Genomic DNA, 26,392 nt, shown 5'->3' with positions numbered 1-26,392 from the left:
TTTTTGGTTGGGGACTTTGCTCAAGGTCGGGTCAAGGCGGGCGATAACTCTGGTGTCCGAGCGATCGGGCACAGGAACGGGGCCGGAGGGCCCAACCCTTTAAGCCCCAAACTCACGGAGGAGATCTCATGAAGGTTCGCGCTTACCAGGCCGGCGTCGCCGCCGCCGCCATCGCCGCTGGTGTCGGCATCTTCGGTCTGTCCGGCACGGCGTCCGCCGCCGTTGGCGCGCTGGACCCGGTGGTCACCAAGCTCAGCGTTTCCAAGGGCAGCACCGCTGGCGGCACGGTCCTGACGATCACCGGTAAGAACTTCGACACCGCCACGGGCGTGAAGGTCAACAGCGTCGCTGTCACGTCCTTCCTGATCGCTTCGCCGACCACGATCGTCGCCAAGGTTGCGGCTTCGACCGGCACCAAGACCCAGGTCGAGGTCACCAACCCCTCTGCCTCCAGCGCCGACAGCACCGCCGATGACTTCACCTTCCTGGCGCCGATGAACGCGACGGCGGCCTCGGCGCTGCTGAACCCGTTCGGCAAGAGCGTGATCACGGTTACCACCACCGGTGCGGGCACGACCGCAGACCTCTTCAAGGCCAACAAGGTGACCGCGACGGTCAACGGCACGGCCGCCACGGTGGCGTGGGTCAGCGACACCGTCGTCAAGGTGACGGCTCCGGCCGGCACCCCGTCCGCCACCGCCGCCACCGTGAAGCTGTACCGCGACGGCGTTGAGGGCACCCCGGACACGACCAACGCCAAGTACGCCGCGGTCATCACCAAGCTGAGCAAGGTCAGCGGCTCGACCGCCGGCGGCGGCACCATCGCCATCACCGGCAAGGGCCTGTCCACCGCCACGGCGTTCAACTTCGGCGCCACCGCCGCGACCGGCTGCACCGCGGTCTCCGTCGCGAAGCAGGACACCGACTGGACCTGCACCATCCCGGCCGCCGCGGCCAACGGTGTCGCAGTGAAGGCCGTCCTGCCGACGATCTCGTACGGCGTGCTCCCCTCGGCCGCCTACGTCTTCAGCGACATCAGCTGAACCAGCACCACTGACTGACCCGTCGGCCCGGCCCCCCACCAGGGGGCCGGGCCTTCGGCATTCGCCGATCAGGACGCGGTGGCGGGGTTCTCATTTTTGGTGGGGGACTTTGCTCAAGGTCGGGTCAAGGCGGGCGATAACTCTGGTGTCCGAGCGATCGGGCACAGGAACGGGGCCGGAGGGCCCAACCCTTTAAGCCCCAAACTCACGGAGGAGATCTCATGAAGGTTCGCGCTTACCAGGCCGGCGTCGCCGCCGCCGCCATCGCCGCTGGTGTCGGCATCTTCGGTCTGTCCGGCACGGCGTCCGCCGCCGTTGGCGCGCTGGACCCGGTGGTCACCAAGCTCAGCGTTTCCAAGGGCAGCACCGCTGGCGGCACGGTCCTGACGATCACCGGTAAGAACTTCGACACCGCCACGGGCGTGAAGGTCAACAGCGTCGCTGTCACGTCCTTCCTGATCGCTTCGCCGACCACGATCGTCGCCAAGGTTGCGGCTTCGACCGGCACCAAGACCCAGGTCGAGGTCACCAACCCCTCTGCCTCCAGCGCCGACAGCACCGCCGATGACTTCACCTTCCTGGCGCCGATGAACGCGACGGCGGCCTCGGCGCTGCTGAACCCGTTCGGCAAGAGCGTGATCACGGTTACCACCACCGGTGCGGGCACGACCGCAGACCTCTTCAAGGCCAACAAGGTGACCGCGACGGTCAACGGCACGGCCGCCACGGTGGCGTGGGTCAGCGACACCGTCGTCAAGGTGACGGCTCCGGCCGGCACCCCGTCCGCCACCGCCGCCACCGTGAAGCTGTACCGCGACGGCGTTGAGGGCACCCCGGACACGACCAACGCCAAGTACGCCGCGGTCATCACCAAGCTGAGCAAGGTCAGCGGCTCGACCGCCGGCGGCGGCACCATCGCCATCACCGGCAAGGGCCTGTCCACCGCCACGGCGTTCAACTTCGGCGCCACCGCCGCGACCGGCTGCACCGCGGTCTCCGTCGCGAAGCAGGACACCGACTGGACCTGCACCATCCCGGCCGCCGCGGCCAACGGTGTCGCAGTGAAGGCCGTCCTGCCGACGATCTCGTACGGCGTGCTCCCCTCGGCCGCCTACGTCTTCAGCGACATCAGCTGAACCAGCACCACTGACTGACCCGTCGGCCCGGCCCCCCACCAGGGGGCCGGGCCTTCGGCATCTCAGGACGCGGTGGTGTTGCGGCCGCTCCACTTGGCCGCGTACAGGCGGCCGTCGGCGGCCCGGAACAGGGCGTCGCCCGTCATGCCGGGCGACCAGGCGGCCACGCCGACGCTCACCGTCAGCCGGGCCTCCGGCAGGACCTTCGCCACCGCCACCGCGGAACGGACGCGTTCGGCCACCTCGCGCCCCGCCGCGCGGTCGCCGCGGAGGAAGATCACGAATTCGTCGCCCGCGTAGCGGACCGCCTCGTCGCCCGCGCGGCAGTGTGCCCGCAGTATCGTCGCCACCGCGCGCAGGGCACGGTCGCCGGCGCTGTGCGAGTGCGCGTCGTTCACCGCCTTGAAGTGGTCCAGGTCGATCAGGAGCAGGGTCAGCGGCCCGCGGTCCACCCGGCCGTCCACCTCGGCGATCAGCAGGTCGAACTTGCGGCGATTGCCAAGGCCGGTCAGCGGATCCAGCAGGACCTCGCGCGCGGCCCGGTCGTGCGCCGCCTCGATCTCCTCGCGCTGGGCCGCCTGGCGCAGCATCGCCAGCCGCTGGAGCCGCAGCCGCCACAGCTCGCGTACCTGGCCCTCGACCGTCTCGAACAGGTCCCGGCTGGGCTGGCCGTCGTCGAGTTCGAGCGCCGTCAGCGCGAGCTCGAAGCGGATGATCGGCCGTTCGTCCGGCCGGCAGCCGTACTCGCTCAGCTCACGGGCGGCGATGAACTCGCGGCGCGACTCGTGCAGCAGCCCCTGCGCGCGCAGGCTGATGCCCAGCGCCAGGTGCGCCATCCGGGCGTACTGGTAGGTCTCGCCGAGGCGCAGCGGCATGATCGCCTCCCGGGCGAGCTTCTCCGCCACCGTCGTGTCGCCCAGCTTGGCCAGCGCCAGCGCGTGCGCCGCCAGGACGTGTGAGTCCGGCCGGTGATCCAGCCGGCGGCCGGTGATCTCCGCGCTGCGGCGCAGCCGGGCGCGGGCCTCCTCGGTCCGGCCGACGTGCGCCAGGCGAAGTCCCCAGTAGAGCAGCGTCACCGCGTGTACCAGGTCGAACGACGACGCCGTGCGGTTAGGCGCGTCGTCCGCGCACAACTGGTCATATGCCGTCGCGGCGACCTCGTACATCTCCGCGACGGTCGCGGCCTCGGCGAACGAGCACATCGCCGAGCGGTACCGGTCGCCGCCGGCCGGACCCGAGCTCAGCATGACCCCGGCCCGGGCGAGGTTGCGCATGCAGTCGACGTAGTGCCCGCGTAGCAGGTGCAGCTGGGCCAGGTCGCAGAGCGTCTTGGCCTCGTTCAGCAGGGTTCCCGCGGTGTGCAGGAGCTCCTCGCCGAGGAGCATGGCCTCGCCGATCCGGCCCATCGCGAGCAGGGCGTACATCTTCGACTGGGTGAGGAAGCGGACCGACCTGACGTCGCCGACGGTCCGGGCGATGACCAGGTACGCGTCGGCGGCCGCGATCGCCTGCTGGGGCCGTCCGTCCTCTGTCATCCGGTGTACCCGCTGGACCAGCAGGTGCAGCGGGCCGAACGCGGTCACCGGCACCGGTAGCCGGCCGCGCGGGGAGATCCAGTCCGCCATGACCCAAGTATCAGCCGTTTACCACGCAAGTAAATGTGCGCGCGGAACGTTGTCCAGTTGAGATACACAGTGCAACGCCTTGCATGCGTATGGTTACTTATGGCGTACGCCGGGTCGGGTCGGCGCAGGGCCGCCTCGCTGGCCCTCGCGATCGAGATCCTGCTCGCCGGCCTGGCTCTCGGCGCCGGACTGGCGCGCCGCGACCCGCTGGGCGCCGACTACGTCCACATAGAGGACGTCGCCGCCCGGCCGTCCGACTTGGGCACGGGCTCGTACACCTGGGACTGCGGGCGCAACGAGATCGGGCATCGCAACACCGCGAACGTCGTCGTGACGCCCGGCCGGGCCGGGCCGTCGCACCACGTGCACGACTACATCGGGAACCTGTCCGTCGACGTCGGCTCTACCGTCAGGTCGCTGGCCGGGGGAGGCACCACCTGCGGGAACGGCGACGAGTCCAGTTACTACTGGCCGGTGCTGCGCACCGTCGGCGCCGACGGCGCGCAACACGGGGGCGCGGTGCAGGTGCCCGTTTCGCTGACACTCACGTACTACGGCAACGCGCGCGGTCCGGTGGTCGAGATGCCGCGGCTGCTCCGCGGTGCCGTCGGTGACGCGTACGCGTTCACGAACGGCGGGGCCCGGGCGGCGCCGGTCTGGAGCTGTTCCGGCAGCCCGGACCGGTGGTCGGCGCGGTACGTGATCTGCCCGGACTCCGAGCGGGTGCTGCGGGTCTTCGACTTCCCGAGCTGCTGGGACGGCCGCCGGGCCGACAGCAGCGACCACCGCCGGCACCTGGTGTTCCCGGCGCCGGGCGGTGGCTGTCCGATCTCGACCTTCGCGGTGCCCCACCTGCGGATCGTCGTCGCGTACGACATCGCGAAGGGCACCCGGTACCGGATCGACTCGTTCGAGGCTCAGCGGCACAGTCCGCTGACCGATCACGCGTTCTTCGTCAATCTGATGCCGAGTGCCCTGATGCGCGAGATTGTGCGCTGCTTGAACGCCGGGCGGGTCTGTCAGTAGCCGTTGCCGGCCGGTGCGTCGTCGGCGGGGGCGTCGTCCGCGCCGCCCGTGCCTCCGGCGGACTCGGGCAGGGCTCCGGTCTTTCCGCCCTTCGGGTTGATCGCGAACCAGGTGCCGCCGACGCCCTGGCCCAGGATGTCGCCGGGCTTGGCGTCCTTCGCGAAGAAGTAGACGGGCCAGCCGTTGATCGTGACCTGGCAGTGGCCGTCGGCGCGCTCGACGTACCCGATGATCTTGGGGTTGATGCCCTTGGGGTAGATCTTGCCGGGCGACTTGATCAGGAGCGGCGGCCAGGCCTTGGCGCAGTCGCCGTTGCAGGTCGCCTTCGGCGGATCCGCGGAGTCCTCGTCGAAGCGGTAGAGCGTGCGGCCGGCGCCGTCGGTGACGTAGGTGCCGATCACCTTGTTCTCGGCCGTCTCCAGCTCGACGGTCTTGCTGCCCTTGCGGATGCCGGCCGGCGGCGTGATGTCCTTGTCCGACTCGCCGCTGAAGATCTTCACCCACTTCTGGGTCTTCGCGACCGTTGGCTCGGGGATCGGCTGCGCCGGCGCGCCGGGTGTCTCCTCGGCCGCGAGCTGCTCGGTGTCGACGGCCGGCGCGGGCGGCGCGCTCGGGTCGGCGGTGGGGTCGGCCGGCGCGTCATCCTCCGCGGCCACGTAGCTGACCGCGGTCGGCACCCCCGTCCCCGCACACGCGGTGAGGCCAAGTGCGCTGGTCAGTGCCACTGCGGCTAGGGCGATCCGGCTGCGCTTCATGATTCCCCCTGAAAGTGAGCGCGTACGCCACCCACACGGGCATCGATGCGATCCGGTTCAGCCGTAAGTTTGTCTGAACCGTTTTTGACTCAGCCACGTGTGAGGGGAGTCAGACCGACGAAACGGGGGTCGAGGGTGGCCGGGCCAGCGCTCCGTCCGGCCAGCCTCGGCATGAAGTCCGCCGTCACCTGGGGGTAATAGATGCCGGGGTTAAGGCTCCAACGTCGCCGGGAGGTGGCCGATGAAGCACTTGTCAGGTCCTTGTTCTCCGAACACGGGGCGGCGATGCTCGCCTACGCGACGCAGCTGACCCGGGACCGGGCCGCCGCCGAGGACGTGGTCCAGGAGGCGCTCGTGCGTGCCTGGCGACATCCGGACAGCCTGGTGAACGGCAAGGGTTCGGTGCGCGGCTGGCTGCTCACGGTGGTCCGCAACATCGTCACCGACCAGGTCCGGGCCCGCAGGGCCCGGGCGACCGAGGTCCGGGAGAGCCCGATCGAGGCCGCTGTCGAGGGTGACCACGCCGAGCAGGTGGTCAACTCGATGGTCGTGGTCGACGCGCTCAGCCGGCTCTCCGCCGAGCACCGCGAGGTCCTCGAGCAGGTCTACCTGCTCGGCAGCACGGTCGCGGAAGCGGCCAAGACACTGGGCATCCCGCCCGGGACGGTCAAGTCGCGCTCCTTCTACGCCCTACGGGCATTACGCGAGCTCCGGTCGCTGAATGTAGCCGGAACGGAACGGTCAGCCTCATGAAGACCAATCACGAGGACCTCGCCGGCTACCTGACGAAGTCACTGGACGCGGAGCAGTTGCGGCAGTTCGAGGAGCACCTCGCCGGCTGCGCCGAGTGCCGGGCCGAGGCGGAATCTTTGCAGGAGTGGACCATGGCGCTCGAGGCTGTGCCCGAGGCGATGCTGCTTGACGGGCCGCCCGAGGGCGGTGACCTGCTGTTGCAGCGCACGCTGCGGCAGATCCGTGACGAGTCCGCCGGGAGGCGGCATCGGCAATCCGCGCTCGTAGGCGCGGCCGCGGCCGTCGTGGTCGCCGCCGCGATCGCTTCGGGTGTCGTTGTCGGCCGCTCGACGGCCGAGCCGGCGAACCCGATCGCGCAGCCGCCGGCGACGGTGGAGCCGACGACGATCCCAGGTACGAAGACCGCGACCGCGCTCGACCCGGACACCGGGGCGCGGATCACCGTCGCGGTGGCGCCGGCGCCCGGCTGGGTGCGGATCAAGGCCGCGGTCGTCGGGATCCCGGCCGGCGAGCGGTGCCGGCTCGAGGTCGTCGCCGCGGACGGCAAGTCGGTCCTGGCCGGCAGCTGGGTGGTCTCCGAGAAGGGCGCGGCCGAGGGCACCACGCTGGACGGCAGCGCGCTCGTGCCGCCGGACCAGGTCGCGTCGGTCCGGGTCGTCACCGAGACCGGCAAGCAGTACACCAGCGTCAACGTCTGAGCTGAGCCCGGTGCCGGTCCGTTACGGCAGGTACCGGGCCAGTCCGTCGACAAGCATGTCCAGGCCGAACTCGAAGCGCTCGTCGCCGTCGCCCGTCGTCAGGGTCTTGGCGTGCGCGCGGATGTTCGGGAAGCGGTCCGCGGGCAGGGCGCCGTAGAAGTCCCGGAGCTGGGTGACGAAGCCCTCGAAGTACTCCTTGGTCTCAAGGCCCGGCCGCATGTTCTCCATGTGTAGCGAGTTCTCGTAGGCGTCCGCGACGATGTACAGGAACAGCCGGTCCAGCGACCAGGCCGCCACCTGCGGCGGCACGCCGGCGGACAGCATGATCGCCAGCATCGCCTCGGAGACCCGCAGCGCGTACGGCCCGGTCGGCACGGTGGCCAGCGCGGCGCGGGCGAGGTTGTTGTACCTGCACATCACCGCGTGGCTGTCGCGGGCCATCTCCTTGATCTGCTCCCGCCAGCGGGCCGGCTCCGGCTCGGGCGTTGCCACCTCGCCGCAGATCCGGTCGAACATCAGCTGGAGCAGCTCCTCCTTGTTCGCCACGTGTGCGTAGAGGCTGGACGCGCCGGTGTCGAAGACGGCGGCGACCCGGCGCATGCTCACCGCCTCGATGCCCTCGGCCATGACGATCCGTAGGCCCGCGTCGACGATCTGGTCCTGGGACAGCGGGGCCTTGGCGGCACGGGTGCGCTTGGCGACGGCGCGGCGCCAGGGGGGAAGTGGGATTTCGCTCATCGACGTACAGCGTACTTGACTCGAACGGTGTTCGTCGGTAGAACGGTGTTCGACACTACGAACATCGTTCCGGGGGAGATCAGATGCAAGCCGTGCTGGAGAGGCCGTCCGAGGCGGCGTACCGCTGGCGGTGGGTCGCGCTCTTCGTGATCCTCGCCGTCGAGGTCATGGACCTGCTCGACTCGCTGGTCACCACGATCGCCGGGCCGGTGATCCGGGCGGAGCTGGGCGGCTCGCTGAGCCTGATCCAGTGGCTCGGCGCGGTCTATACGCTGTCGATGGCGATCGGCCTGCTGACCGGCGGGCGGCTCGGCGACATCTACGGCCGGCGCCGGATGTTCATCATCGGCGCCGCCGGCTTCACCCTCGCCTCCCTGCTCTGCGCCCTGGCCTGGTCGCCGGGCGTGCTGATCGGCGCCCGCGCGGTGCAGGGCCTGTTCGGCGCGCTGATGCTGCCGCAGGGCCTCGGCATGATCAAGCAGATGTTCTCGCCGTCGGAGCAGGCGAAGGCGTTCGGCGCGTTCGGCCCGGTCATGGGCCTCGGCGCGGTCGGCGGCCCGATCCTGGCCGGCTGGCTGGTCGACGCGGACTACTTCGGCACCGGCTGGCGCATGATCTTCCTCATCAACCTGCCGCTGGGGATCTTCGCCGTGGTGGGCGCGTTCAAGTTCCTGCCCGAGTTCCGCAGCGAGCGCACGCCCCGGCTCGACCTGGCCGGCGTGGCGCTGGCGGCCGTCGGCGCGTTCCTGCTGCTCTTCCCGCTCGTGCAGGGCCGCGAGCTGGACTGGCCGGCTTGGGTCTTCGTGATGCTGGCGCTGGGCGTGATGCTCTTCGGGATCTTCGGTGTTTACGAGTCGCGCCGCGAGCGCCGCGGCCTCGACCCGCTGGTGACGCCCAGCCTGTTCCGCAAGCGGGCCTTCACCGGCGGGCTGCTGCTCGGCCTGTTCTTCTTCGCCGCGCTGATCGGCACCGGCCTGGTCTTCACGCTCTACCTACAGGTCGGCCTCGGCTACTCGCCGCTCAAGGCGGGCCTCACCACGCTGCCGCAGGCGCTCGGCACGGTGGCCGGCTTCATCGCGGCCGGCGCCGGGCTCAGCGAGCGGCTCGGCCGCAAGCTGCTGCTGATCGGCACGGTCATCATGGGCCTCGGCACGATCGGTGTCGCCGTGACCATCCGGGCGGCGGGCGGGGACATGGCGCCGTGGCACCTGATCCCCGCGCTCGTCGCGCTGGGCGTCGGCATGGGCCTGGCGATGGCGCCGTTCTTCAACATCGTGCTGGCCGGCGTCGACGACGAGGAGACCGGCTCGGCGTCCGGTGCGCTCACCTCGGTGCAGCAGCTCGGCGGCGCGTTCGGCATCGCGGTGCTGGGCACGATCTTCTTCGCGATGCTGCCCGGCGCGGTCGGCGAGCATGTCGACGCGGCGGGCCTGCGCCCGGCCCTGACCGCGGCGTCCGTGCCGGCGCAGGCGCAGCCGGCGGTGGTCACCGGTATCCGCGCCTGCCTCGAGGACCGCGCGGCGCAGGACGACCCGTCCGCCCAGCCGGCGTCGTGCCGCGACGTCGAGAACGGCGGGGAGTCCTCGCCGGCCGTCGGCGCCTACGTGCAGGAGGCGGTGCACGCCGGCTTCCGGGACGCAACGGTGGGCAGTCTCGCCGTCGCGTTGCTGCTGCTGGTGGCCGCGTTCGGGCTCGCCTTCCTGCTGCCGCGGCAGGGGCGGCCGGAGGGCGAGGGTCACTGACGCGCCGGACGGGCGGCGGCACGCCGCCGCCCCGCCGGTCGTCAGACGGTCGGTAGACCCGCCGCCTGCCAGGCCTTGAAGCCGCCCTCGAGATCCGTCGCCCGCAGCAGGCCGAGATCTTGCAGCGCCGCCGCGGCCAGGCTGCTCGTGTAGCCCTCCTGGCAGGTCACGATCACCTCGAGGTCGTAGCGGGTGAACGACAGCCGCGCGTCGCTGCGCGGGTCGAGGCGCCACTCGAGGACGTTGCGCTCGATGACGATGGCGCCGGGGATCTCGCCGTGCTCGGCGCGCTGGGCCGCCGGGCGGATGTCCACCAGCACGGCGCCGCGGCCGACTGCCCGGTACGTCTCGTGCGGTCCCAGCCGCACGATCCGGGCGCGGGCGCCGGCAAGCAGCTCATCGATGCCCCGCGAGCCCCGGGGCGGGGCGGCGAAGACCGGAGCGGTGCGCAGCGGCGGGGTGCTCACCACTGGGCACCCGCCCGCTCGACGGGGATGACGTCCAGGCCGGCGGTGCCGATCCGGTACCGGGTCATGCTGCTCAGCGCGGGTCCGTACGCGTGGATGCTGATCGCCGGCCGGTTCGAGCGGTTGGTGATCCGGTGGATGTGCCGGGTGCCGAAGCGGCGGCCGGCGCCCTCGCCCAGCTCCCGGGCGGTGATCCGCGGCGGTCCGCCGAGGCCGGTCTCGACCGTGTCCTCGGTCAGCGTGCCGGAGAAGACGCGGAACGCCCCGGCCGAGCCGCCGTGGTCGTGCAGATCGGTGCCCTGCCCGGGCAGCCAGGTCAGCAGCCAGACCTCGTGGTCGTGCTCCTGCGCGAGCCGGTGGTACCAGCGCTCGACCGCGTCGAAGCGGGGCGCGACCGGCCAGCTGTCCGGGTCGGCGGCGTATCGGGTGGCGGTGGCGAGATGGTCGAGGCGGGTGTCGACGGCGGTCACTACTGCTCCTCGCTTTGTATATATTGCCTATCAGTCCTATAGGTTTACCCCCACAGTACGGCCCGGGCTGGGCGACGCGCGGAGGGAACCTCGAAACCGGCGCTCAGGCCGGCGGAACTACCCGAAGGGTGTGCGGAAAGCGCAGATCAGCGCGGACAGCGCGCGCTGGCGCAGCGCGCCAGGTCGATCGCCCGGCGGGCCGTGAGGAGGATCCGCTGCCGCTGCATGATCCCATCGTCGTCGCGGTCCGTGGGCAAATCAAACCTGTACCAACATGCGGGAATGAAGATCCGGATTACCACCAGCCGCGGCGCTTGGCCCAGGTGAGCAGCAAAGTGGACATGATCGCCATAACCGTCAGCACCGCCAGCAATTGGGGTATTCGCGTGTGATCGTTGACGATGATGTTCATGCCGTAGATGGAGGAGAGCGCGGTGATCGGTAGCGTCACGACCGCGATCACCGCGAGGCGTTCCGCGGCAATGGTCATTTTTGTCTCCGCCCGGGCGCGATAGAACTCGATCACGCCTTGCAGGTATTCGCGCTCGCCGTCGGCCAGGGCCCGGATCCGCGCTAATTGATCGACGACATCGGCCACCAATGGAAGATCATTTTCCGGTACCCCTTTACCCAGTGCCGCGATTCGGCCGTATACCTCGGCGCCGAGTGCGCCCATCGTGCGGACGGCGAGCAGTCCGTGCCGCGCCTGGAACAGTTCTTCCAGGAATTCCTCCGGGTTGCCCATGTGGCCGCCGGTCACTCGCTGCTCCAATTGCCAGACCTCGCGGGTGAGCTCCTCGATGAGCGTCTCGAGGGTGTGCGCCAGGGCGGTGGTGATCGCGTAGGACAACTCGTGCGGCGTGCCCGGCCGCAGCCGCCCGGCCTCGAGGCGGCGCCGCACCGCCTCGGTCTCCCGCAGCGCGACCCCGGGATCGACCGAGGGGTTGAGCGGCCCGTGCACGGTCACGACGTATTTGTCGCCGATTATCTGATCGAGCTCGATGTAGTGGACATGGCCGGATGGTCCGCGTTCCGGCCCGTGCAGTATCACCAGTTGCTGATGCGGGTAGACGCGCACGCGCGGCACCCGGTTGCGTTGCAGGCAGTCGCGCACGGCCAGCGGATGGCAGCCGAGAACGTCGGTGAGGAGCGCGACGGCCTCCTCGCCGCACTCCGGAATGTCCACCCAGATCAGTGCCGCGTCGCGCGCCAGCAAGGCCTCGACTGCGGACACAGGGTGCGTTTCGACGCCCTTGTCCGTCAGCAGCTGAACCTGGATGCCGCCCATGTGGGTCACGCTAGACCCGAAAGAGCCTCACAGTGGTTAGCCTCTTTCTTAACTATGGGAAAAAACCACTCCCCACAGCTACCGTCTGAACACGCACCGTCGACCACTGTGGTCTATGAATCACCGGATCGGCCCGGGGACTCAGCCGTTCAGGCGGAAAGGCCGCTCGACCCGCGCGGACGGTATTCAGAACGTTATATGGTCTGTTCTGCCGCTGAGAGCCGGCGTTGGGGCGTTCCCTCGCCCACCGCCGTCGAGCCCCCGATGAACGAGGACGGACACGTGTCGAACTCAAGCCGCGGTTTGCTCGCCGCCGGTCTAGTCGCAGCCGTAGTCGGCTCCATGGGGGTCGTCTGGACCCTGAGCGCCAGCGCCGAAGAGACGCCCGAGGTGGAGATCCCGGCCGCGGCAACGGACGTGGTCGCCGAGGACCCTGTTCTCGTGCCGCCGCCGCTGCTGCCCTGGGGTGAGCGCCCCCGCAAGAACAAGCGTGGCAAGGTCGGCGCGAGCGGCGCCGAACTCGCGGCCTCCGGTGCGGACGCCGCGCCCCCGGCCGCGAGCGACTTGCTCAAGTCGAGGCCCGAGTTGGCGCCGAAGGGTGGCATCCCCGACCCGAAGGTGCTCAAGACGGGGAAGACGGCGGCCGTGCCGGCCCCGCCGGCCCCGCCGACCTCGGCAAAGGCCGGCCCCACTAATTACCTTTACAACTGGGCCGGCGGTTACCAGGAAGCGGATAACGACGGCTCCTGGGCGAACATGATCATCCCCAGGCCGAAGCGGTACGAACTCGATCTCCACACGCTCGCGGAGATATCGGTGGAGGCCGGCCCCAACACCAACAAGCAGAGAGTCGAGGTGGGCTGGACCGTCGACGAAATTCTCAACGGGGACGAGGACCCGCACCTCTTCGTCTACTACTGGGTTGACGGCAAGCCCGGTTGTTACAACTACAAGGTCGACCCCAACCCCGAGAAGAACTGCATCGCCTTCCAGGAGATGCCGGGTGCTACCAAAGCGGGCTACACATTGCCGGTCGGCAAGTCGATGCGCTTCGGCATCGAGCACTTCGGCGGGGCATGGTGGATCGCGTACGGCTCCGAGTGGATCGGCTACTACCCCGACTCCGTCTGGAAGGGCAACTACACCAGGAGTAACGTCGTCCAGTGGTTCGGCGAGGTCGCGGCCCCCCGCGGAAAGTTGCCCTGCTCCCAAATGGGCAACGGTGAAGAGCCCAGCAACGGCGATCCCAGCAAGGACCTGCCGGCCACGGGCGGCCGCATTAGCAGCATCTCGTTCACCAACGGGCCGGCCGTCGCGTTCACCACATTCCTGGCTGCGACTGACAACCTGACGCCCCTCTACAGCGTAGTGCGCTCGACTGACAGGGCGTTCCGCTACGGTGGCCCGCAGCCGCCGGAGAACCGGGACTGCTAACCAGCGGCCTGAGCAGGCCTTGATCGCATACCGAAAAGACGCCCGGCCCGGTCGCGGGTCCGGGCGTCTTTTCGCGCCCTGCCGATTCGAACCAGCCGTCCGTCTCCGGGGTACAACGAGGCGGTGGGGCCGACGAGGGGGCAGCGGATGAGGCGACGCGGGAGTCCCGACGAGGAGCAGATGACCGCGCTCTACACCGAGCACTACGCGGTGCTGCTCAGCTTCATCTCGCGCTACGTGCGGGACCGGCACAAGGCCGAAGACCTCGTGCAGGAGACGCTGCTGCGTGCCTGGCGGCACATCGACCATCTTGAGCCGGACCCGGTGCGCACCCGCTCCTACCTGCTGACCATCGCCCGCAACGTGGTCACCAACACCTGGCGCGCCGAGCAGCGCAGGCCGCGCCTGGTGGCCGACGAGGCAGCGGTCGAGGCGGTGCCGTCCGCCGACAACGTCGATCAGCTCGTCGAGGGCTGGCTGGTCGCCGAGGCGCTGGAGCGGCTCTCCGCCGACCACCGGGCCGTGGTGCAGGCGATGTACTACGAGGGCCAGACCGTGGCCGACGCGGCGCGCAAGCTGTCGGTGCCCGAGGGCACGGTCAAGTCGCGCGCGTACTACGCGGTCCGGGCGCTGCGGCAGGCGTTCGAGGAGATGGGGGTGCTGCGATGAGCGCCGACCACGACGAGACGCGCCGGCTGCTCGGCGGCTACCTGCTGGGCGCGCTGGACGACGCCGACACCGACCGCCTCGACGCGCACCTGCTGCGCTGCGACGACTGCCGCACCGAGCTGGACCGGCTCGCGCCCGTACCGGAGCTGCTGCGGTCCCTGGAGAACGGGGCGTCGTTCGCGGTGCCGGTCGGCACCCGGCCCAGCCCCGCACGGATCGAGGGCCTGCTCGCGCAGTTTCGCGCGCAGCGGGCGGGTGCGCGCCGCCGCGCCCTCGGCCGCCGGCTGGCCGCCGTCGCGGCGGCGGTCGCGCTGGTCGCGGCCGCCGCGGTCGGTGTCATTCTCAGCCGGGACCAGGAGCGCAAGCCGACACCGCCGCCGACGGCGGCGTCGAGCCCGCCGCTGGTCACCGCCGTTTTCGAGCCGGAGGGCGGCAGCGGGCTGACCGGCCAGGCCGTGCTGACCGGCAAGACCTGGGGCGTCTCCGTCGACCTGAGCGTGTCCCGGCTGCCGGGCCGCGGCCCGTTCGTCTGCCGGGTCAGCGACGCCGAGGGCCTGGTCGAGCAGGCCGCGATCTGGGGGCCGACGCCGAGCGGGAACGCCCGGGTCACCGGCGCGAGCTCGATCCAGCTGCGCAACGTCCACGCCGTCGCGGTGGCGGACCGCGACGGCCACCTGCTGGGCACCGCGCGGCTGGACTAGGGACGGCCGGTCGGGCCGTAGAGCTTCTCGCGCTGTGCCTGCGGCAGCGAGCAGGCCGCGGTGCCGCCCGGCATCATGTGGCGGTGCCGCGACACCCAGCGGTACGCCGGCCAGGCGAGGGCGCCGACCGGCCGCAGCTGGAGGGCCCGGCCCGGCACCTCCCACAGCCGGCCCGCGTCGCGCAGCAGCAGCGCGATCGCGTCCGGCCCCGAGGCGACCGAGCCGTCGGTGCCCACCCACTGCACCGCCTCCTCGACCTGCTCCAGGCTCAGGCCGAGGCGGTCGAGGTCGGCGAACTGCCACGGCACCACGGTGGCGCGGGACGGCACCCGGCGCTCGATGAAGTTCGCGCACGTCGTACAGAACGCGCAGTCACCGTCGTACACGAAGGTCGCCTTGTCCATGCACCCATCCTGTCAGGTCACGCGCCGTAGCTTGACCAGGTAGGTCTGTGCGACGACCACGACGGCCAGGAAGGCGCCGCTGATCACCTGCTGGTAGCTGCTCGGTACGTTGCCGACCTGGTTGATCATGTTCTGGATAACGCCGAGCAGCAGCACGCCGGCGATGGTGCCGGCGATCGTGCCGGCGCCGCCGGTCAGCAGCGTGCCGCCGATGACGACCGCCGCGATCGCGTCGAGCTCCATGCCGGTGCCGAGCACGGTGACGCCGGAGCCCAGCTTCGCCGCGTTGATCGCGCCCGCCAGGCCCGCGAGCAGGCCGGACATCACGTAGACCCAGACCTTGGTGCGGCGCACGGCGACGCCCATCAGGCTGGCCGCGTCCTCGCTGCCGCCGACCGCGTAGACGGCGTGGCCGAACCGGGTGCGCGACAGCAGCACCATTCCGGCGGCGAAGACGGCCGCGACCAGCCAGACCGGGTAGCCGATGCCGAGGAACGAGCCGGTGCCGAACGCGCGGAACGCGTCGTTCTCGACCAGGTAGGTGGTCGAGCCCTCGTCGCTGATCGCCCGCATCAGGCCGCGGGCGCCGAGCAGCGCCGCCAGCGTCACGATGAACGGCGCCATCCGCGAGTACGCGATCAGCGCGCCGTTGAGGACCCCGATGAGCCCGCACACCGCGAGCGGCGCGAGGAAGGCGGGCAGCAGGCCCCACTGCGACGCGTACGCGGAGACGACCCCGCCGAGCACGTAGAGCGAGCCGACCGACAGGTCGATGCCGCCCGTGATGATCACGAAGGTCATTCCCAGCGCGATGAGCGCGGGCGGCGCGGCCGCGATCAGGATGGTTGCCGCGTTGTCGAAGCTGCGGAAGTTCGGGAACGCCACCGAGCCGATGACGACGACCACGACGAGCACCGCGAGCGCGCCCTGGCGCTGGATCAGGCCGACGATCCGGTCGATGCGTTCCGCCCGGCGCTCGTCGGCGGCGACGACGGCGGCGACCTCGTGATCCGAGACGGTCTGGGTCACCGGGTCTTCCTCTCTCGGGCGACGTAGACGGCGACGAGGATGATGACGGCCTGCACCATCTCGGTCGTCGACGGCTGGAGGTTGTGTTTGATCATGGTGGCGACGACGAGCTGCATGAGCAGCGCGCCCGCGACCGTGCCGAGCACGCGCACCCGGCCGCCGGTCAGCGGCGTGCCGCCGACCACGACCGCGGTGATCGCGGAGAGCTCGATGAGCAGGCCGACCGCGGAGGCGTCGCTGGACTGGATGCGGGCAACGGCGAGCAGGCCGGCGATCGAGGCGAGCACCGAGCAGACCACGTAGACGGTGACCAGCACCCGCTTCACCGGCACCCCGGCCAGCTCTGTCGCGGGCCGGTTGCCGCCGATCGCCAGCAGCCGGCGGCCGAAGACGGTGCGCCGGACCACGAAGCCGACGATCAGCACCAGCAGGGCGGCGATCCAGACCAGCACCGGTATCCCGAAGAGGTCGCCCGAGCCGAGGTAGATCAGGTCCTCGTTGCGGACGTCCTTGAGCTGACCGCCGGAGATGACCAGGGCGAGGCCCCGGCCGCCGACGAAGAGCGCGAGGGTCGCGACGATGGGTTGCAGCCCGACCCGGGCGACCAGGGTGCCGTTGATCAGGCCGACCAGCACGCCGGCGATGAGCGAGACGATGATCGCCGCGATGACGCCGTAGCCGAGGTAGAGCGGGATCAGCGCGGCGGCCAGCGCCATCACCGCGCCGACCGAGAGGTCGATGCCCTCGGTGCCGATCACCAGGGCCATGCCGAGCGCCACGATCACGATCGGCGCCATCTGGATCAGCTGGATCCGCAGGTTGCTCCAGGCCAGGAAGTTCGGCGTGAACAGCACGTTGAAGAGCATCAGCAGCGCGATCGCCACGTACACGCCGTAGGCCGGCAGCCAGGCCCGGATCCGCGCCAGGTCGATGGCCGGCCGGGTGGCCGTCGCCGTCGCCTCACTCATTGTTCTCCTCCAGCTCCGCCGCGGCGGCGATCGTCTCGAGCAGGGCCTCGGTGGTCACCCGGTCGCCGGTCAGCTCGCCGACGACCGCGCCGTCGCGCAGCACCACCACCCGGTCGGCGCCTTCGACCAGCTCCTCCGCGTCGGAGGAGACCAGCACCACGCCGAGCCCCTCGGCCGCCAGCTCGTCGATGAGCGACTGCACCTCGGCCTTGGCGCCGACGTCGATGCCGCGGGTCGGCTCGTCGAGCAGCAGCACCTTGGGCCGGGTGGCGAGCAGGCGGGCGAGCAGCACCTTCTGCTGGTTGCCGCCGGAGAGGTCGCCGACGCGCTGGTCCGGGCCGGACGCTTTGATCCGCAGCCGGTCCATGTAGGTGCGGACGATCTCGTCGATCCTGCGGTCGGAGACCAGGCCGAAGCGGGACAGCCGGGGCAGGACGGCGAGCGCGATGTTCTCGCGCACCGACAGGCCGGCGACCAGGCCCTCGGCCTTGCGGTCCTCGGGCTGCACCGCGATGCCGGCCTTGACCGCCTGCACCGTGGTGGGCCGCTTCAGGTCCCGGCCGTCGACCTCGACGGTGCCGCCGTCGATCGGGTACGCGCCGCCGATCGCCTTGATGGTCTCGCTGCGGCCGGCGCCGAGCAGGCCGCCGAGGCCGACGACCTCGCCGGGGCGCACCGAGAAGCTGATGTCGTGCAGCCTGCGCCGGCTGTTCAGGTCGGTGACCTTCAGGACGGGCTCGGCGTCCGCCGCGGTGGCGTGCCCGCCCGCGAAGCCGGTGAAGCCCTCCCGGCGCACCGCGGACATCTCGCGGCCGAGCATGAGCGAGACCAGCCTGATGCGCTCCAGGTCGGCGAGCTTGCCGGTGTGCACGACCTTGCCATCGCGCAGGATCGTGACGGCGTCGCAGATCTGGTACAGCTCGTCGAGCCGGTGGCTGACGTAGACGATGCCGATGCCCTGCGCGTGCAGGTCGCGGATGACGCCGAAGAGCGTCGCCACCTCGCGCGGCTCCAGCGAGGAGGTCGGCTCGTCCATGATGACGACCTTGGCGTCGATCATCACGGCCCGGGCCAGGGCGACCATCTGCTGCGCGCCGAGGGCGAGGGTGCCGAGCTGACGCCGGACGTCGGTGGTGACGCCGTAGCGGATGAGGATCTCGCTCGCCTCGCGGTGCATCCGGCCCTCGTCGAGCAGGCCCAGCGCGTTACGGGGTTCGCGGCCGAGGAAGAGGTTGTGCGCCACGCTCATCAGCGGGATGAGGTTGACCTCCTGGTAGATCGTGGAGATCCCGGCCCGCTGCGCGTCCATCGGGGTGTCGAAACGGGCGGCCTCGTCGCGGTAGCGCAGCGAGCCTGCGTCCGGCTGGTACACCCCGGTCAGAACTTTGATCAATGTGGACTTGCCGGCGCCGTTCTCACCGACCAGGGCGTGGACCTCGCCCGCCTGGAGAGTGAAGGAGACGTCGTCCAGGGCGCGGACGCCCGGGAACACTTTGGAGACATCGACGACTTCTAGGAGCGCCATGAACGCATTCACTCACTTCTCAACATAATCCGTCAAGACTTCGAACATTGACTGGGCCGGGCGACTCGTGGCCGCCCGGCCCGTCATCGCCGCGTCAGCCCAGTGGGGCCGCGTTGTTCCAGGTCGCATCGGCGTTGAAGCTGCCCGGGTTGTCCCAGGTGTTGCCGCCACCGTTGGTGGCGATGTAGACGGCCTCCGCGTAGTGCCGCCAGTAGTAGCCGGGATAGTTGATGGACTCCAGCGACACGTTGCCGCTGCCGCCGTTCAGCGCCGGCTGCGCGCAGAAGGTGGCGTCCTGCTGGAACGTGGTCGTGCCGTCGTTCGTGGCGATTTGCAGCCGGTAGCCCGCGTGCCGCAGGAAGCGACCCGGGAAATTGACCGACTCGAGCGTGTAGCAGGTGCTGTCGGCCAGGCCGGTCCGCACGGTGAAGCTGGCGTCCTGGCGGTCGGCGAGTGCGCTGGCCGAGTTGATCACGTCGGTCCGGGCCAGCGAGTCGCGGTGCCGCAGGTAGCGGGTGTCGTAGCCGGGCGTGGTGACCCGGAACGACCGGTTCTGCCCGACGGCCAGGTCGGCGCCGCTGCGCCACAGCGGGTTGACCACGGCCCAGGTCGCGTCGTTGTTGAACGACCCGCCGGTGTTCTGGTCCATCCACACCTCGGAGTTGCGGTGCCGCATGTAGTAGCCGGCCATGTTGGCCGATTCCAGCGACGTGCCGCCGCCGGACAGGCCCGGCCGCGCGCAGAACGTGGCGTCGGCGTTGAACGTGCCGCCGCTGTTCGCCTCCCGGTAGACCCGGTACGCCCGATGCCTCAGGTACTGACCCGGGAAGTTCCGGGACTCGAACGAGTAGCAGGCGGCGTTGGACAGGCCGGGCCGCACCCAGAAGGTTCCGTCCTGCTTGTCGCTGGTCGGGCTCGACGCGTTGAGTACCGAGGTGACCGCCGCGCCCCCCGAGTGCCGCAGGTAGCGGTCCGTGTAGCCCGGCGTGGTGACCCGCAGCGAGGCCAGCTTGCCGGTCGAGAGGGTCGTGCCGGAGGCCGCACCGAGCACCCGCAGGTTGACGGCCCGGACATTGGCGAAGTTCATCTTCTGGATCTGCCGGTCGTACGTGTAGAAGCCGTTCAGCTCCTCCTCGACGTCCGTGGGCTCGGTGTATACGGAACCGGAGAGCCCGTTCGCCGAGATGAGATCGACCAGCTTGCTGGTGATCTGCACGTAGCGGTTGGTCAGCGCGTTGCTGTCCGGCAGCCACTCGTACGCGAACTTGCCGCTGGTCGGCCACTCGTGCCCGGCGACGCGCAGGCCGAGGCCGCCGTACTCGCCGTTGACCGCGATCCGGGTCGCCGTCGGCGCGCGGGTGATGCCCGGGCCGACGTACATGTGGTCGTCGATCACGTCGCCGTTGCCGGGGTCCGGATCGGAGTCGCAGCAGTTGGAGCCCGAGTTGTGGTTGACCAGCCGGGTGGCGTCCCAGCTCTTCACCAGGTCCGCGATGCGGCCGGCGTCGTACTCGCCCCAGCCCTCGTTGAACGGCACCCACTGGACGATCGACGTGATCCCCTTGTGCTCGTCGATCATCTCCTTGAGTTCCTTCTCGTACCGGGTGCGCCCGGCCGTCGAGGGATCCCGGCCGCTGGCCAGCGCCGGCATGTCCTGCCAGACCATCAGGCCGAGCCGGTCCGCCCAGTAGAACCAGCGGTCGCTCTCCACCTTGATGTGCTTGCGGACCATGTTGAAGCCGAGCGCCTTCTGCTGCTCCAGGTCGAAGCGCAGCGCGGTGTCGGTCGGCGCCGTGTAGATCCCGTCGGGCCAGTAGCCCTGGTCGAGCGTCCCGAGCTGGAAGACGAACTTGCCGTTCAGCGTGGGGCGCAGCGTGCCGCCGAGCAGGGCCTTGCCGAGCGAGCGCATGCCGAAGTAGCCGCCGACCGTGTCGCCGCCGCCGGTGCCGGTGAGGCTGACGCGCAGGTCGTACAGGAAGGGGTCGTCCGGGCTCCAGAGGTGTGCGTTCGGCACCGGCACGCGGATGGACGAGCCGACGCTGCCCGAGGCGGTGCCGACCACCGTGCCGCCGGTGAGCACCTGGGCGGTGACGCCCTGGCCGCTGATGCCGGCGCCCTGAACGACCAGGTCGAGCGCACCCGCGGCGACGTTCGGGGTGGTGTCGAGCCGGGTGATCCGGGCCGGGTTGGTCGGCTCGAGCCAGACCGTCTGCCAGATGCCGGAGGACGTGGTGTACCAGATGCCGCCGCGGTTGGTGCGCTGCTTGCCGACCGGGATGTCCTGGCCGTTGGACGGGTCCCAGACGCCGACGATGACCTCGTTGGAGCCCGCGCGCAGCGCGCCGGTCACGTCGTAGGAGAACTTGTCGTAGCCGCCCTCGTGCGTGCCGAGCAGCGTGCCGTTGACCCAGACCTTCGACTGCCAGTCGACGGCGCCGAAGTTGAGCTGCACGTTGCGGCCGCTCCAGCCGGCCGGAACCGTGAACGTTTTGCGGTAGTACATATAGTCTTCGTGCCGCATGATGCCGGAGAGAGCGCTCTCGATCGGGTACGGAACAAGCACCTCCTCGCCCAGCGTCTGGTTCACCGGCGGGGTGTTGATGTTGGCCGCGCCGGCGAACTGCCAGATCCCGTTGAGGCTCTGCCAGTCGGTGCGGGTGAGCTGGGGCCGGGGGTACTCGGGGAGCGGGTTGGTCGTGGAGACCTGGTTGCTCCACGGGGTGGCCAGCGGGGGAGTCTTCGGCACGAAGGCCGCCGCGGGGGCGGCGGTGACGATCAGTGTGCCGGCTGACGCGGTGAGGGCCGCGGCGGTCACGGCGAGGAAGCGTCGCCAGGACCGGGGTTGATGTTCAGTCACGTGCTCTCTCCTTCGAGGGAGTGTGCTGCTCGGGGATGGGATGCCGGTGGCGGTGGTTACCAGCTTGGAACACATATTGACGCAAATGAACACGCAGAACAATGGAGGTTTGTCTATGTCCGCAGATGCCGCGCGGCGGCGCCGGACCGGGTCCGACGCCGCCGCGCGGGCCACGCTTGAGTGATCAGTACGCGCTGTTCAGGTCCGTCTTGGCGTTGCTCTCGTCGTACTCGCGGTCGGAGATGATGATGTCCTCGGGGATCGGCTCGCCGTTGAAGAACTTGGTGGCCGTTTCGAAGGCGAGAGGGCCGAAGCGCGGGTTGGACTCGATGACGGCGTAGATCCAGCCGTCCACGATGGCCTGCACCGCGCCCTTGGTGCCGTCGATCGAGACGATCTTCACGTCGCCGGGCTTCTTGCCGGCGCCCTTGAGCGCCACCTCGGCGCCGAGCGCCATCTCGTCGTTCTCCGCGTAGATGCCCTTGATGTCCGGGTTGGACTGGAGCAGCTGCTCGGAGACCTTCTGGCCCTCCTCGCGGGAGAACTGGCCGGTCTGCTCGAACACGACCTTGACGTCCGGCGCGGCCTTGGCGATCTGGTCCTTGAAGCCCTTGGTGCGCAGCGTGGTGACGTTGTTGCCGGGCGCGCCGAGCAGGATCGCCACCTCGCCCTTGTTGCCCAGGGCCGCCGCCATCTTGTCGGCCGCGCGCTTGCCCTGCTCCTCGAAGTCCGACCCGATGAAGGTCAGGTAGTCGGTGCAGGACGACGCGTTGATCTTGCGGTCGATGGTGACGATCGGGATCTTCTTCGCCGCGGCCTTGGCGAAGACCGAGTCCCAGCCGTCCGAGTTCAGCGGGGCGATGATGAGCAGCTGCACGCCGGAGTCGATCATCTGCTCGACGTCGCTGATCTGCTTGTTGAACTGCGAGGCGGCGTTGGTGGTCTGGAGGTTGCCGCTCGGGATGCCCAGCTTCGCCGCCTCGTCCTTGATGGACTGCGTCTCGGCGATGCGGAACGGGTTGGCCTCCTTCTCCGACTGCGAGAAGCCGACCTTGGCGGTCTTGAGGTCGACCTTCGTGCCGCCGAACTGCTCCAGCGTGCAGGTTTTCGCGCCGGGTGCGGCCGACTGAACGACCTGGGCGCCGCCGGACGCGGGCGATCCGCCGCTCGGCGTGTCGCCGTCCTCGGACTTCGCGCAGGCGCTCGCGCTCGCGAGCAGGAGGGCCGCGCCGAGGGTAAGAACCGCCGGCCTCCAGTGGCCGGACATAACGCTCATGACATTGGCTCCTTAGTGGTGACTGCGGCGTCGTCCGGTGAGGCATCGACGCTTTACCATCCCGAAACACATTCACGCACTATCAAACTTTTCCTGTCAAGGTCACGGTCATAACCAATCAGAAACGCACGCGACGCTCTGTCGTGAGTCGACTCCAGGTTCGGAGAGCAGCAGGTCAGCGGCCTAAAGTGGGCGAGAGCTGCGGTTTCTGTCCATCGACGGGCGCCAACGGGAAGGTTTGTTACCGATCACAATTGAACGTTCGCTCCGATCTGGAGCGTTCGATTCCCGGAGACGTTTGATCAACCACTGCGGACGGAGGTGTGCGCCGCGACCCGGACACCCTCGATGCCGAACTCGGCCAGGCGGCGGCGCAGCCGGCGCAGGTCCCAGCGGGCACCCAGCACGGTGTAGACCTCGGCGGCCTCGCCGCCGCAGAGCGCCGCCTCCTGCGGGCGCCGCCGCGCGGCCAGCAACACGGCCGCGTCCTCGCAGGCGGCGGCGAGCTCCGGCACCCGCCCGACCGCCCGGTAGTGCGCGACGGCCTCCAGCGCCGGCTCCGGGTCGCCCGAGAGCAGCGCCCGGCAGCGGGCCGCGGCGGCCCAGGCGCGGGCGGGCCGGACCTCCTTCGCCGCCTCGTCCGCACAGATCTTCGCCGCCCGCCGGGCCACGTCCTCCCGGCCGATCTCGCACGCGACCCGGATCGCGTCCGGCAGCCACTGGTGGCGCAGCATCATCGGGGCGTACTCCGGGGTGAGCAGCGGGGCGAGGATGCTCAGCGCCTCGGCCGGCCGGCCCCGCTGCTCGGCACCGAGCGCGCGGGCGACCAGCAGGAAGTCGCAGCTCTCCCGCTCGGCGTCGCTGGCCGGCACCGCGTCCGCCGCGTCCAGGTGCGCGGCGGCCAGGTCGGCGTCGTCGCGGTGCCCCGCGATCAGCGCCGCGACCCCGTGCAGCAGCATCGTCACCGCGCCTGGCTCCCGCATGCCCAGGAAGGTGAGGCCGGGCGCGTCGTCGGTGACCGCGCTGACCTCGGCCGTCGCGTCGTCCCACCGGCCCAGCCAGTGGTACTGCACCGCGGAGGCGACCTGGAGGCTGGCCGGCAGCCGGTGCCGGATGGCGAACAGCGCCGCCTCGCGCAGGGTCCGCTCGGCCTCCTCGAGGCGGTCCAGGTTCTGGAGCGTGAACATGCGGTTGTCCAGCAGGTCGAAGTACATCCCGGCGAAGGTCGGGTGGTCGTGCATGATGTCCAGCGCGCGGTCCACGTACTCCAGGGCTCGCTCGTGGTCGCGCCGGATCGAGTTGGTCAGCCACGTCGTCTGCAACGCGAACGCCGCCTCGTACGGCTGGTCGGCCGCCACCGCCTCGTCGTGCACCCGCCGCGCGGCGCGGTCGGCGCGATCCAGGTCGCTCAGGTCCCCCCGGCGGAAGTTGGCAAGCAGCACCCGGTGCCGGGTACGCCACAGCTCCGGCACCGCCCGGTCGTCGACCGCGCCGGTCAGCAGGCCGATGGCGCCCGCCGCGTCGCCGCGCCGGAACCGCATCGCCGAGAGCACCTGGCGCATCTCCGCCCGGTCCGCCGGATCGGTGGCGCTGCCGAGCGCCTCCAGCGCCTCGTCCATCGGATAGCGGTCCTGGCGGAACTCCAGCTTGACCAGGGCGACCAGCAGGGTCTCCCGCTGTCGCGGCGCCGGCAGGTCGGTGGCCAGGGCCTGGCGCAGCAGCTGCGCGGCGATCAGGGGAGTCCGCTTCACCACCTCGGCGTGGTGCTCGACCAGCCACCGCACCACCCAGGCGTCGATGACGGGTGTCTCGGCGGCGAGCTGCTCGGCGACCCGGGTCACCGGGCTGCCGCCGCGGGCGAGCGCCTCGGCCGTGTGCCGGTGCAGCGTCGAGCGCTCCGCCGCGGGCACGCTCTCGTGCAGCGCCTGCCGCAGGAACGGATGCCGAAAGGCCAGGTCGCTGCCGGAGTCCACCAGGACGTTCGCGGCGAGCGCCTCCTCCAGGTTGACCATCAGGTCGAACGGCGAGCGCCCGGTGACGGCGACGACGTCGTCCACGGCGAACTCGGTGCCCAGCAGGGCGGCCAGCCGCAGCACCTCCTGGGTGTCCCCGGTGAGGAAGTCCAGGGTGGCCCGGACCACGGCGAGCAGTGACCTCGGCGCCTCGACCGGCACCGCCGCGGGAATCTCGGCCCGGCCGTCGCTGATCCGCACGACGCCGCGGCGCAGCAGCGCGGTGGCCAGCTCGCGGGCGCAGAGCGGATTGCCGCCGGAGCGGGGCACGATGCCGCGCAGGTGCGGACCGATCCGGGCGCCCACGAGGGCGGCGACCAGCTCCTCGATGTCGCGGGGCGGCAGCGCCCGCAGCATCAGCGCGTGCCCCTGCCGGGACCGGACGCCCCGCCGCAGCCGGGCCAGCGCGCGCCCGTTCGGCTCGGGCCGGGCCGCGGCGACAAGCAGCAGCGGCATCCGCGGAGTCGCGGCGATCAGCCGGTCCCAGAGCAGCACGCTGGCGTCGTCGGCCCACTGGAGGTCGTCGACGACAAGCACCAGCGGCGCGACGGCACAGGTCGCCCGCACGTACGCCAGCACCCGGTCCGCCGCCGGCGCGGTGCCGGCCTCCTGCTGGTCGCCGCCGTCCAGCTCCGCCGCGAGGGCGGCGCGCCGCGGATCCGCGGAGTCCGGCTCGATGCCGAGCGCACGCGTGATGACCTGCAGCGGCACGTGCCGATCCAACTCGTCCGCGACGCCCCAGGCGAGCTGGCAGCCGTCGTCGCCGACGGCAGCGAACGCCGCGGTGAGCAGCTCGGTCTTGCCGATGCCGGGCTCGCCCTCGATCCACACCGCGGCGCCGGTGCCGCCCGCCACGTCGCGGGTCAGCCCGCGCAGCCGGGCCAGCTCGGCGTCCCGGCCGACAAGCGTCCGGCCGGCGAGACCGTCCCGGATGGCCCGGGCAACCGGGGTCGGCACGATCGGGTCGACCGGCCGCGGGCCGAAGCCGTCGGCCGGCTCGACCGAGCCGGCCAGCACGCGCCGGTGCAGGTCGCGCAGGGCAGGGCCGGGCTCGACGCCGAGCTCGGCGACAAGCGTGCGCCGGGCCGCGCGGAACACCTCCAGCGCCTCGGCGTGCCGCCCGGCGCGGTGCAGGGCCAGCATCAGCAGCTCGTGCAGTGGCTCGTGCAACGGGTGGTCACGGGCCAGGCCGGCCAGCTCCGCCACCAGGCCGTCGTCGCCCAGCTCCATCACTATCCGGGCCCGCCGCTCGACCGCGGCCAGCCGGCGGTCCGCCAGGTGCGCCCGCTCCACCTCGAGCAGGTGGCCGGAGAGCCCGCCGTACGCCTCGCCGTGCCACAGCGCGAGCGCCTCGTCGAGCCGCGCCGCCGCGCCGGCCAGGTCGCCGGCCCCGTGCAGCTCCGCGGCCCGGGTGCAGAGGACGGCGAACCGGTCGCTGTCCAGCGCGCCGGGGGAGAGGCGGAGCAGATAGCCGGACGAGCCGGAGACCAGCAGCTCGCCGGCGCCGCGGCCGGCGCGGTCCGGGTCGAGGCTGCGGCGCAGCCCGGAGATGTAGGTGTACACGCTGCCGGTCGCGGTGGCCGGCGCCGAGGCTCCCCACACCGCCTCGATCAGCTCGTCGCGGCTCACCATCCGGTTGGCGTTCGCGGTCAGCGCGGCGAAGAGCGCGCGCTGCCGGCCGGGCCCCAGGTTGAGCTCGCGCTCGCCGATCCAGGCCCGGAGCGGCCCGAGTACCGAGATCCGGAGCAGGTCGTCGGAGGAGGCCGACACTTGTCC

General features: G+C 70.8%; 22 protein-coding genes. 9 read left to right on the top strand and 13 right to left on the bottom strand.

Going from position 1 to position 26,392, the window contains the following annotated elements; genetic code table 11:
* Positions 1-128: 128 nt before the first annotated feature.
* Positions 129-1,043, top strand: a complete 915-nt coding sequence (locus BJ971_RS37000) for an IPT/TIG domain-containing protein (RefSeq protein WP_184997946.1) — start codon at positions 129-131, stop codon at positions 1,041-1,043.
* 221 nt (positions 1,044-1,264) lie between these two features.
* A complete protein-coding gene (locus BJ971_RS36995) occupies positions 1,265-2,179 on the top strand; it encodes an IPT/TIG domain-containing protein (protein ID WP_184997946.1) in 915 nt (304 codons plus the stop codon).
* Between the two features lie 62 nt (positions 2,180-2,241).
* Here BJ971_RS36995 and BJ971_RS36990 read toward each other — a convergent pair whose 3' ends face one another.
* On the bottom strand, positions 2,242-3,804 hold the full coding sequence (locus BJ971_RS36990; protein WP_184997945.1) for a GGDEF domain-containing protein: 1,563 nt from the start codon (positions 3,802-3,804) through the stop codon (positions 2,242-2,244).
* Positions 3,805-3,903: 99 nt separating this feature from the next.
* Here BJ971_RS36990 and BJ971_RS36985 point away from each other — a divergent pair, with 99 nt between their 5' ends.
* Complete coding sequence (locus BJ971_RS36985; protein WP_184997944.1) at positions 3,904-4,830, top strand: DUF1996 domain-containing protein; 927 nt, start codon at positions 3,904-3,906, stop codon at positions 4,828-4,830.
* Here the strand turns inward: BJ971_RS36985 and BJ971_RS36980 are convergent.
* Positions 4,824-5,585: a hypothetical protein gene (locus BJ971_RS36980; protein ID WP_184997943.1), complete on the bottom strand. Its 762-nt coding sequence runs from the start codon at positions 5,583-5,585 to the stop codon at positions 4,824-4,826. The genes BJ971_RS36985 and BJ971_RS36980 overlap by 7 nt on opposite strands.
* Before the next feature lie 201 nt (positions 5,586-5,786).
* Between BJ971_RS36980 and BJ971_RS36975 the strand changes: the two genes are divergently transcribed.
* The gene (locus tag BJ971_RS36975; RefSeq protein ID WP_184997942.1) at positions 5,787-6,338 is read left to right on the top strand and encodes a sigma-70 family RNA polymerase sigma factor; all 552 of its coding nucleotides are present in this window, start codon (positions 5,787-5,789) and stop codon (positions 6,336-6,338) included.
* Complete coding sequence (locus tag BJ971_RS36970; RefSeq protein WP_184997941.1) at positions 6,335-7,036, top strand: anti-sigma factor family protein; 702 nt, start codon at positions 6,335-6,337, stop codon at positions 7,034-7,036. Before BJ971_RS36975 ends, BJ971_RS36970 begins: the two co-directional genes overlap by 4 nt.
* 21 nt (positions 7,037-7,057) lie before the next feature.
* Here the strand turns inward: BJ971_RS36970 and BJ971_RS36965 are convergent, their stop codons facing one another.
* Positions 7,058-7,774 carry a TetR/AcrR family transcriptional regulator gene (locus BJ971_RS36965; protein ID WP_184997940.1) on the bottom strand — a complete coding sequence of 239 codons (717 nt, stop codon included), beginning with the start codon at positions 7,772-7,774 and terminating at the stop codon, positions 7,058-7,060.
* An 83-nt stretch (positions 7,775-7,857) separates the two neighbouring features.
* Between BJ971_RS36965 and BJ971_RS36960 the strand changes: the two genes are divergently transcribed.
* Positions 7,858-9,516, top strand: coding sequence for an MFS transporter (locus BJ971_RS36960; protein WP_184997939.1), 1,659 nt, complete (start codon positions 7,858-7,860; stop codon positions 9,514-9,516).
* Between the two features lie 41 nt (positions 9,517-9,557).
* Here the strand turns inward: BJ971_RS36960 and BJ971_RS36955 are convergent, their stop codons facing one another.
* From BJ971_RS36955 to BJ971_RS36945, 3 genes are all read right to left on the bottom strand, one after another.
* On the bottom strand, positions 9,558-9,983 hold the full coding sequence (locus BJ971_RS36955; RefSeq protein ID WP_239087669.1) for a rhodanese-like domain-containing protein: 426 nt from the start codon (positions 9,981-9,983) through the stop codon (positions 9,558-9,560).
* Positions 9,980-10,453: a cysteine dioxygenase gene (locus BJ971_RS36950; protein ID WP_184997938.1), complete on the bottom strand. Its 474-nt coding sequence runs from the start codon at positions 10,451-10,453 to the stop codon at positions 9,980-9,982. Before BJ971_RS36950 ends, BJ971_RS36955 begins: the two co-directional genes overlap by 4 nt.
* A 295-nt stretch (positions 10,454-10,748) precedes the next feature.
* On the bottom strand, positions 10,749-11,741 hold the full coding sequence (locus BJ971_RS36945; protein WP_184997937.1) for a magnesium transporter CorA family protein: 993 nt from the start codon (positions 11,739-11,741) through the stop codon (positions 10,749-10,751).
* A gap of 264 nt (positions 11,742-12,005) precedes the next feature.
* On the opposite strand from BJ971_RS36945, the gene BJ971_RS36940 reads away from it, so the two are divergent.
* The 3 genes from BJ971_RS36940 (at position 12,006) to BJ971_RS36930 (ending at position 14,545) form a co-directional block, all read left to right on the top strand.
* Positions 12,006-13,175, top strand: coding sequence for a neprosin family prolyl endopeptidase (locus tag BJ971_RS36940; RefSeq protein ID WP_184997936.1), 1,170 nt, complete (start codon positions 12,006-12,008; stop codon positions 13,173-13,175).
* A 147-nt stretch (positions 13,176-13,322) separates the two neighbouring features.
* The gene (locus tag BJ971_RS36935) at positions 13,323-13,844 is read left to right on the top strand and encodes a sigma-70 family RNA polymerase sigma factor (protein ID WP_184997935.1); all 522 of its coding nucleotides are present in this window, start codon (positions 13,323-13,325) and stop codon (positions 13,842-13,844) included.
* Entirely contained in the window at positions 13,841-14,545 is a 705-nt protein-coding gene (locus BJ971_RS36930; RefSeq protein ID WP_184997934.1) for a zf-HC2 domain-containing protein, read from the top strand. The genes BJ971_RS36935 and BJ971_RS36930 overlap by 4 nt, the downstream gene beginning before the upstream one ends.
* Here the strand turns inward: BJ971_RS36930 and BJ971_RS36925 are convergent.
* The 7 genes from BJ971_RS36925 to BJ971_RS36895 all read right to left on the bottom strand — a co-directional run bounded on the left by BJ971_RS36925 (position 14,542) and on the right by BJ971_RS36895 (position 26,386).
* Positions 14,542-14,949, bottom strand: a complete 408-nt coding sequence (locus BJ971_RS36925) for a thiol-disulfide oxidoreductase DCC family protein (RefSeq protein WP_184997933.1) — start codon at positions 14,947-14,949, stop codon at positions 14,542-14,544. The genes BJ971_RS36930 and BJ971_RS36925 overlap by 4 nt on opposite strands.
* 12 nt (positions 14,950-14,961) lie before the next feature.
* Positions 14,962-15,978, bottom strand: a complete 1,017-nt coding sequence (locus tag BJ971_RS36920; protein WP_184997932.1) for an ABC transporter permease — start codon at positions 15,976-15,978, stop codon at positions 14,962-14,964.
* Positions 15,975-16,946, bottom strand: coding sequence for an ABC transporter permease (locus tag BJ971_RS36915; protein WP_184997931.1), 972 nt, complete (start codon positions 16,944-16,946; stop codon positions 15,975-15,977). The genes BJ971_RS36920 and BJ971_RS36915 overlap by 4 nt, the downstream gene beginning before the upstream one ends.
* On the bottom strand, positions 16,939-18,471 hold the full coding sequence (locus BJ971_RS36910; RefSeq protein WP_184997930.1) for a sugar ABC transporter ATP-binding protein: 1,533 nt from the start codon (positions 18,469-18,471) through the stop codon (positions 16,939-16,941). Before BJ971_RS36910 ends, BJ971_RS36915 begins: the two co-directional genes overlap by 8 nt.
* A gap of 94 nt (positions 18,472-18,565) precedes the next feature.
* Positions 18,566-21,328: an AbfB domain-containing protein gene (locus tag BJ971_RS36905; RefSeq protein WP_203709512.1), complete on the bottom strand. Its 2,763-nt coding sequence runs from the start codon at positions 21,326-21,328 to the stop codon at positions 18,566-18,568.
* A gap of 184 nt (positions 21,329-21,512) precedes the next feature.
* Positions 21,513-22,604: an ABC transporter substrate-binding protein gene (locus tag BJ971_RS36900; protein WP_184997928.1), complete on the bottom strand. Its 1,092-nt coding sequence runs from the start codon at positions 22,602-22,604 to the stop codon at positions 21,513-21,515.
* A 302-nt stretch (positions 22,605-22,906) separates the two neighbouring features.
* Positions 22,907-26,386, bottom strand: coding sequence for an ATP-binding protein (locus tag BJ971_RS36895; RefSeq protein ID WP_184997927.1), 3,480 nt, complete (start codon positions 26,384-26,386; stop codon positions 22,907-22,909).
* Positions 26,387-26,392: the final 6 nt, after the last annotated feature.

This window comes from Amorphoplanes digitatis (genome assembly GCF_014205335.1).
Taxonomy (GTDB): domain Bacteria; phylum Actinomycetota; class Actinomycetes; order Mycobacteriales; family Micromonosporaceae; genus Actinoplanes; species Actinoplanes digitatus.
The sequence above is the reverse complement of the archived record's forward strand: the minus strand, read 5'-3'. Positions and strand labels throughout refer to the sequence as shown.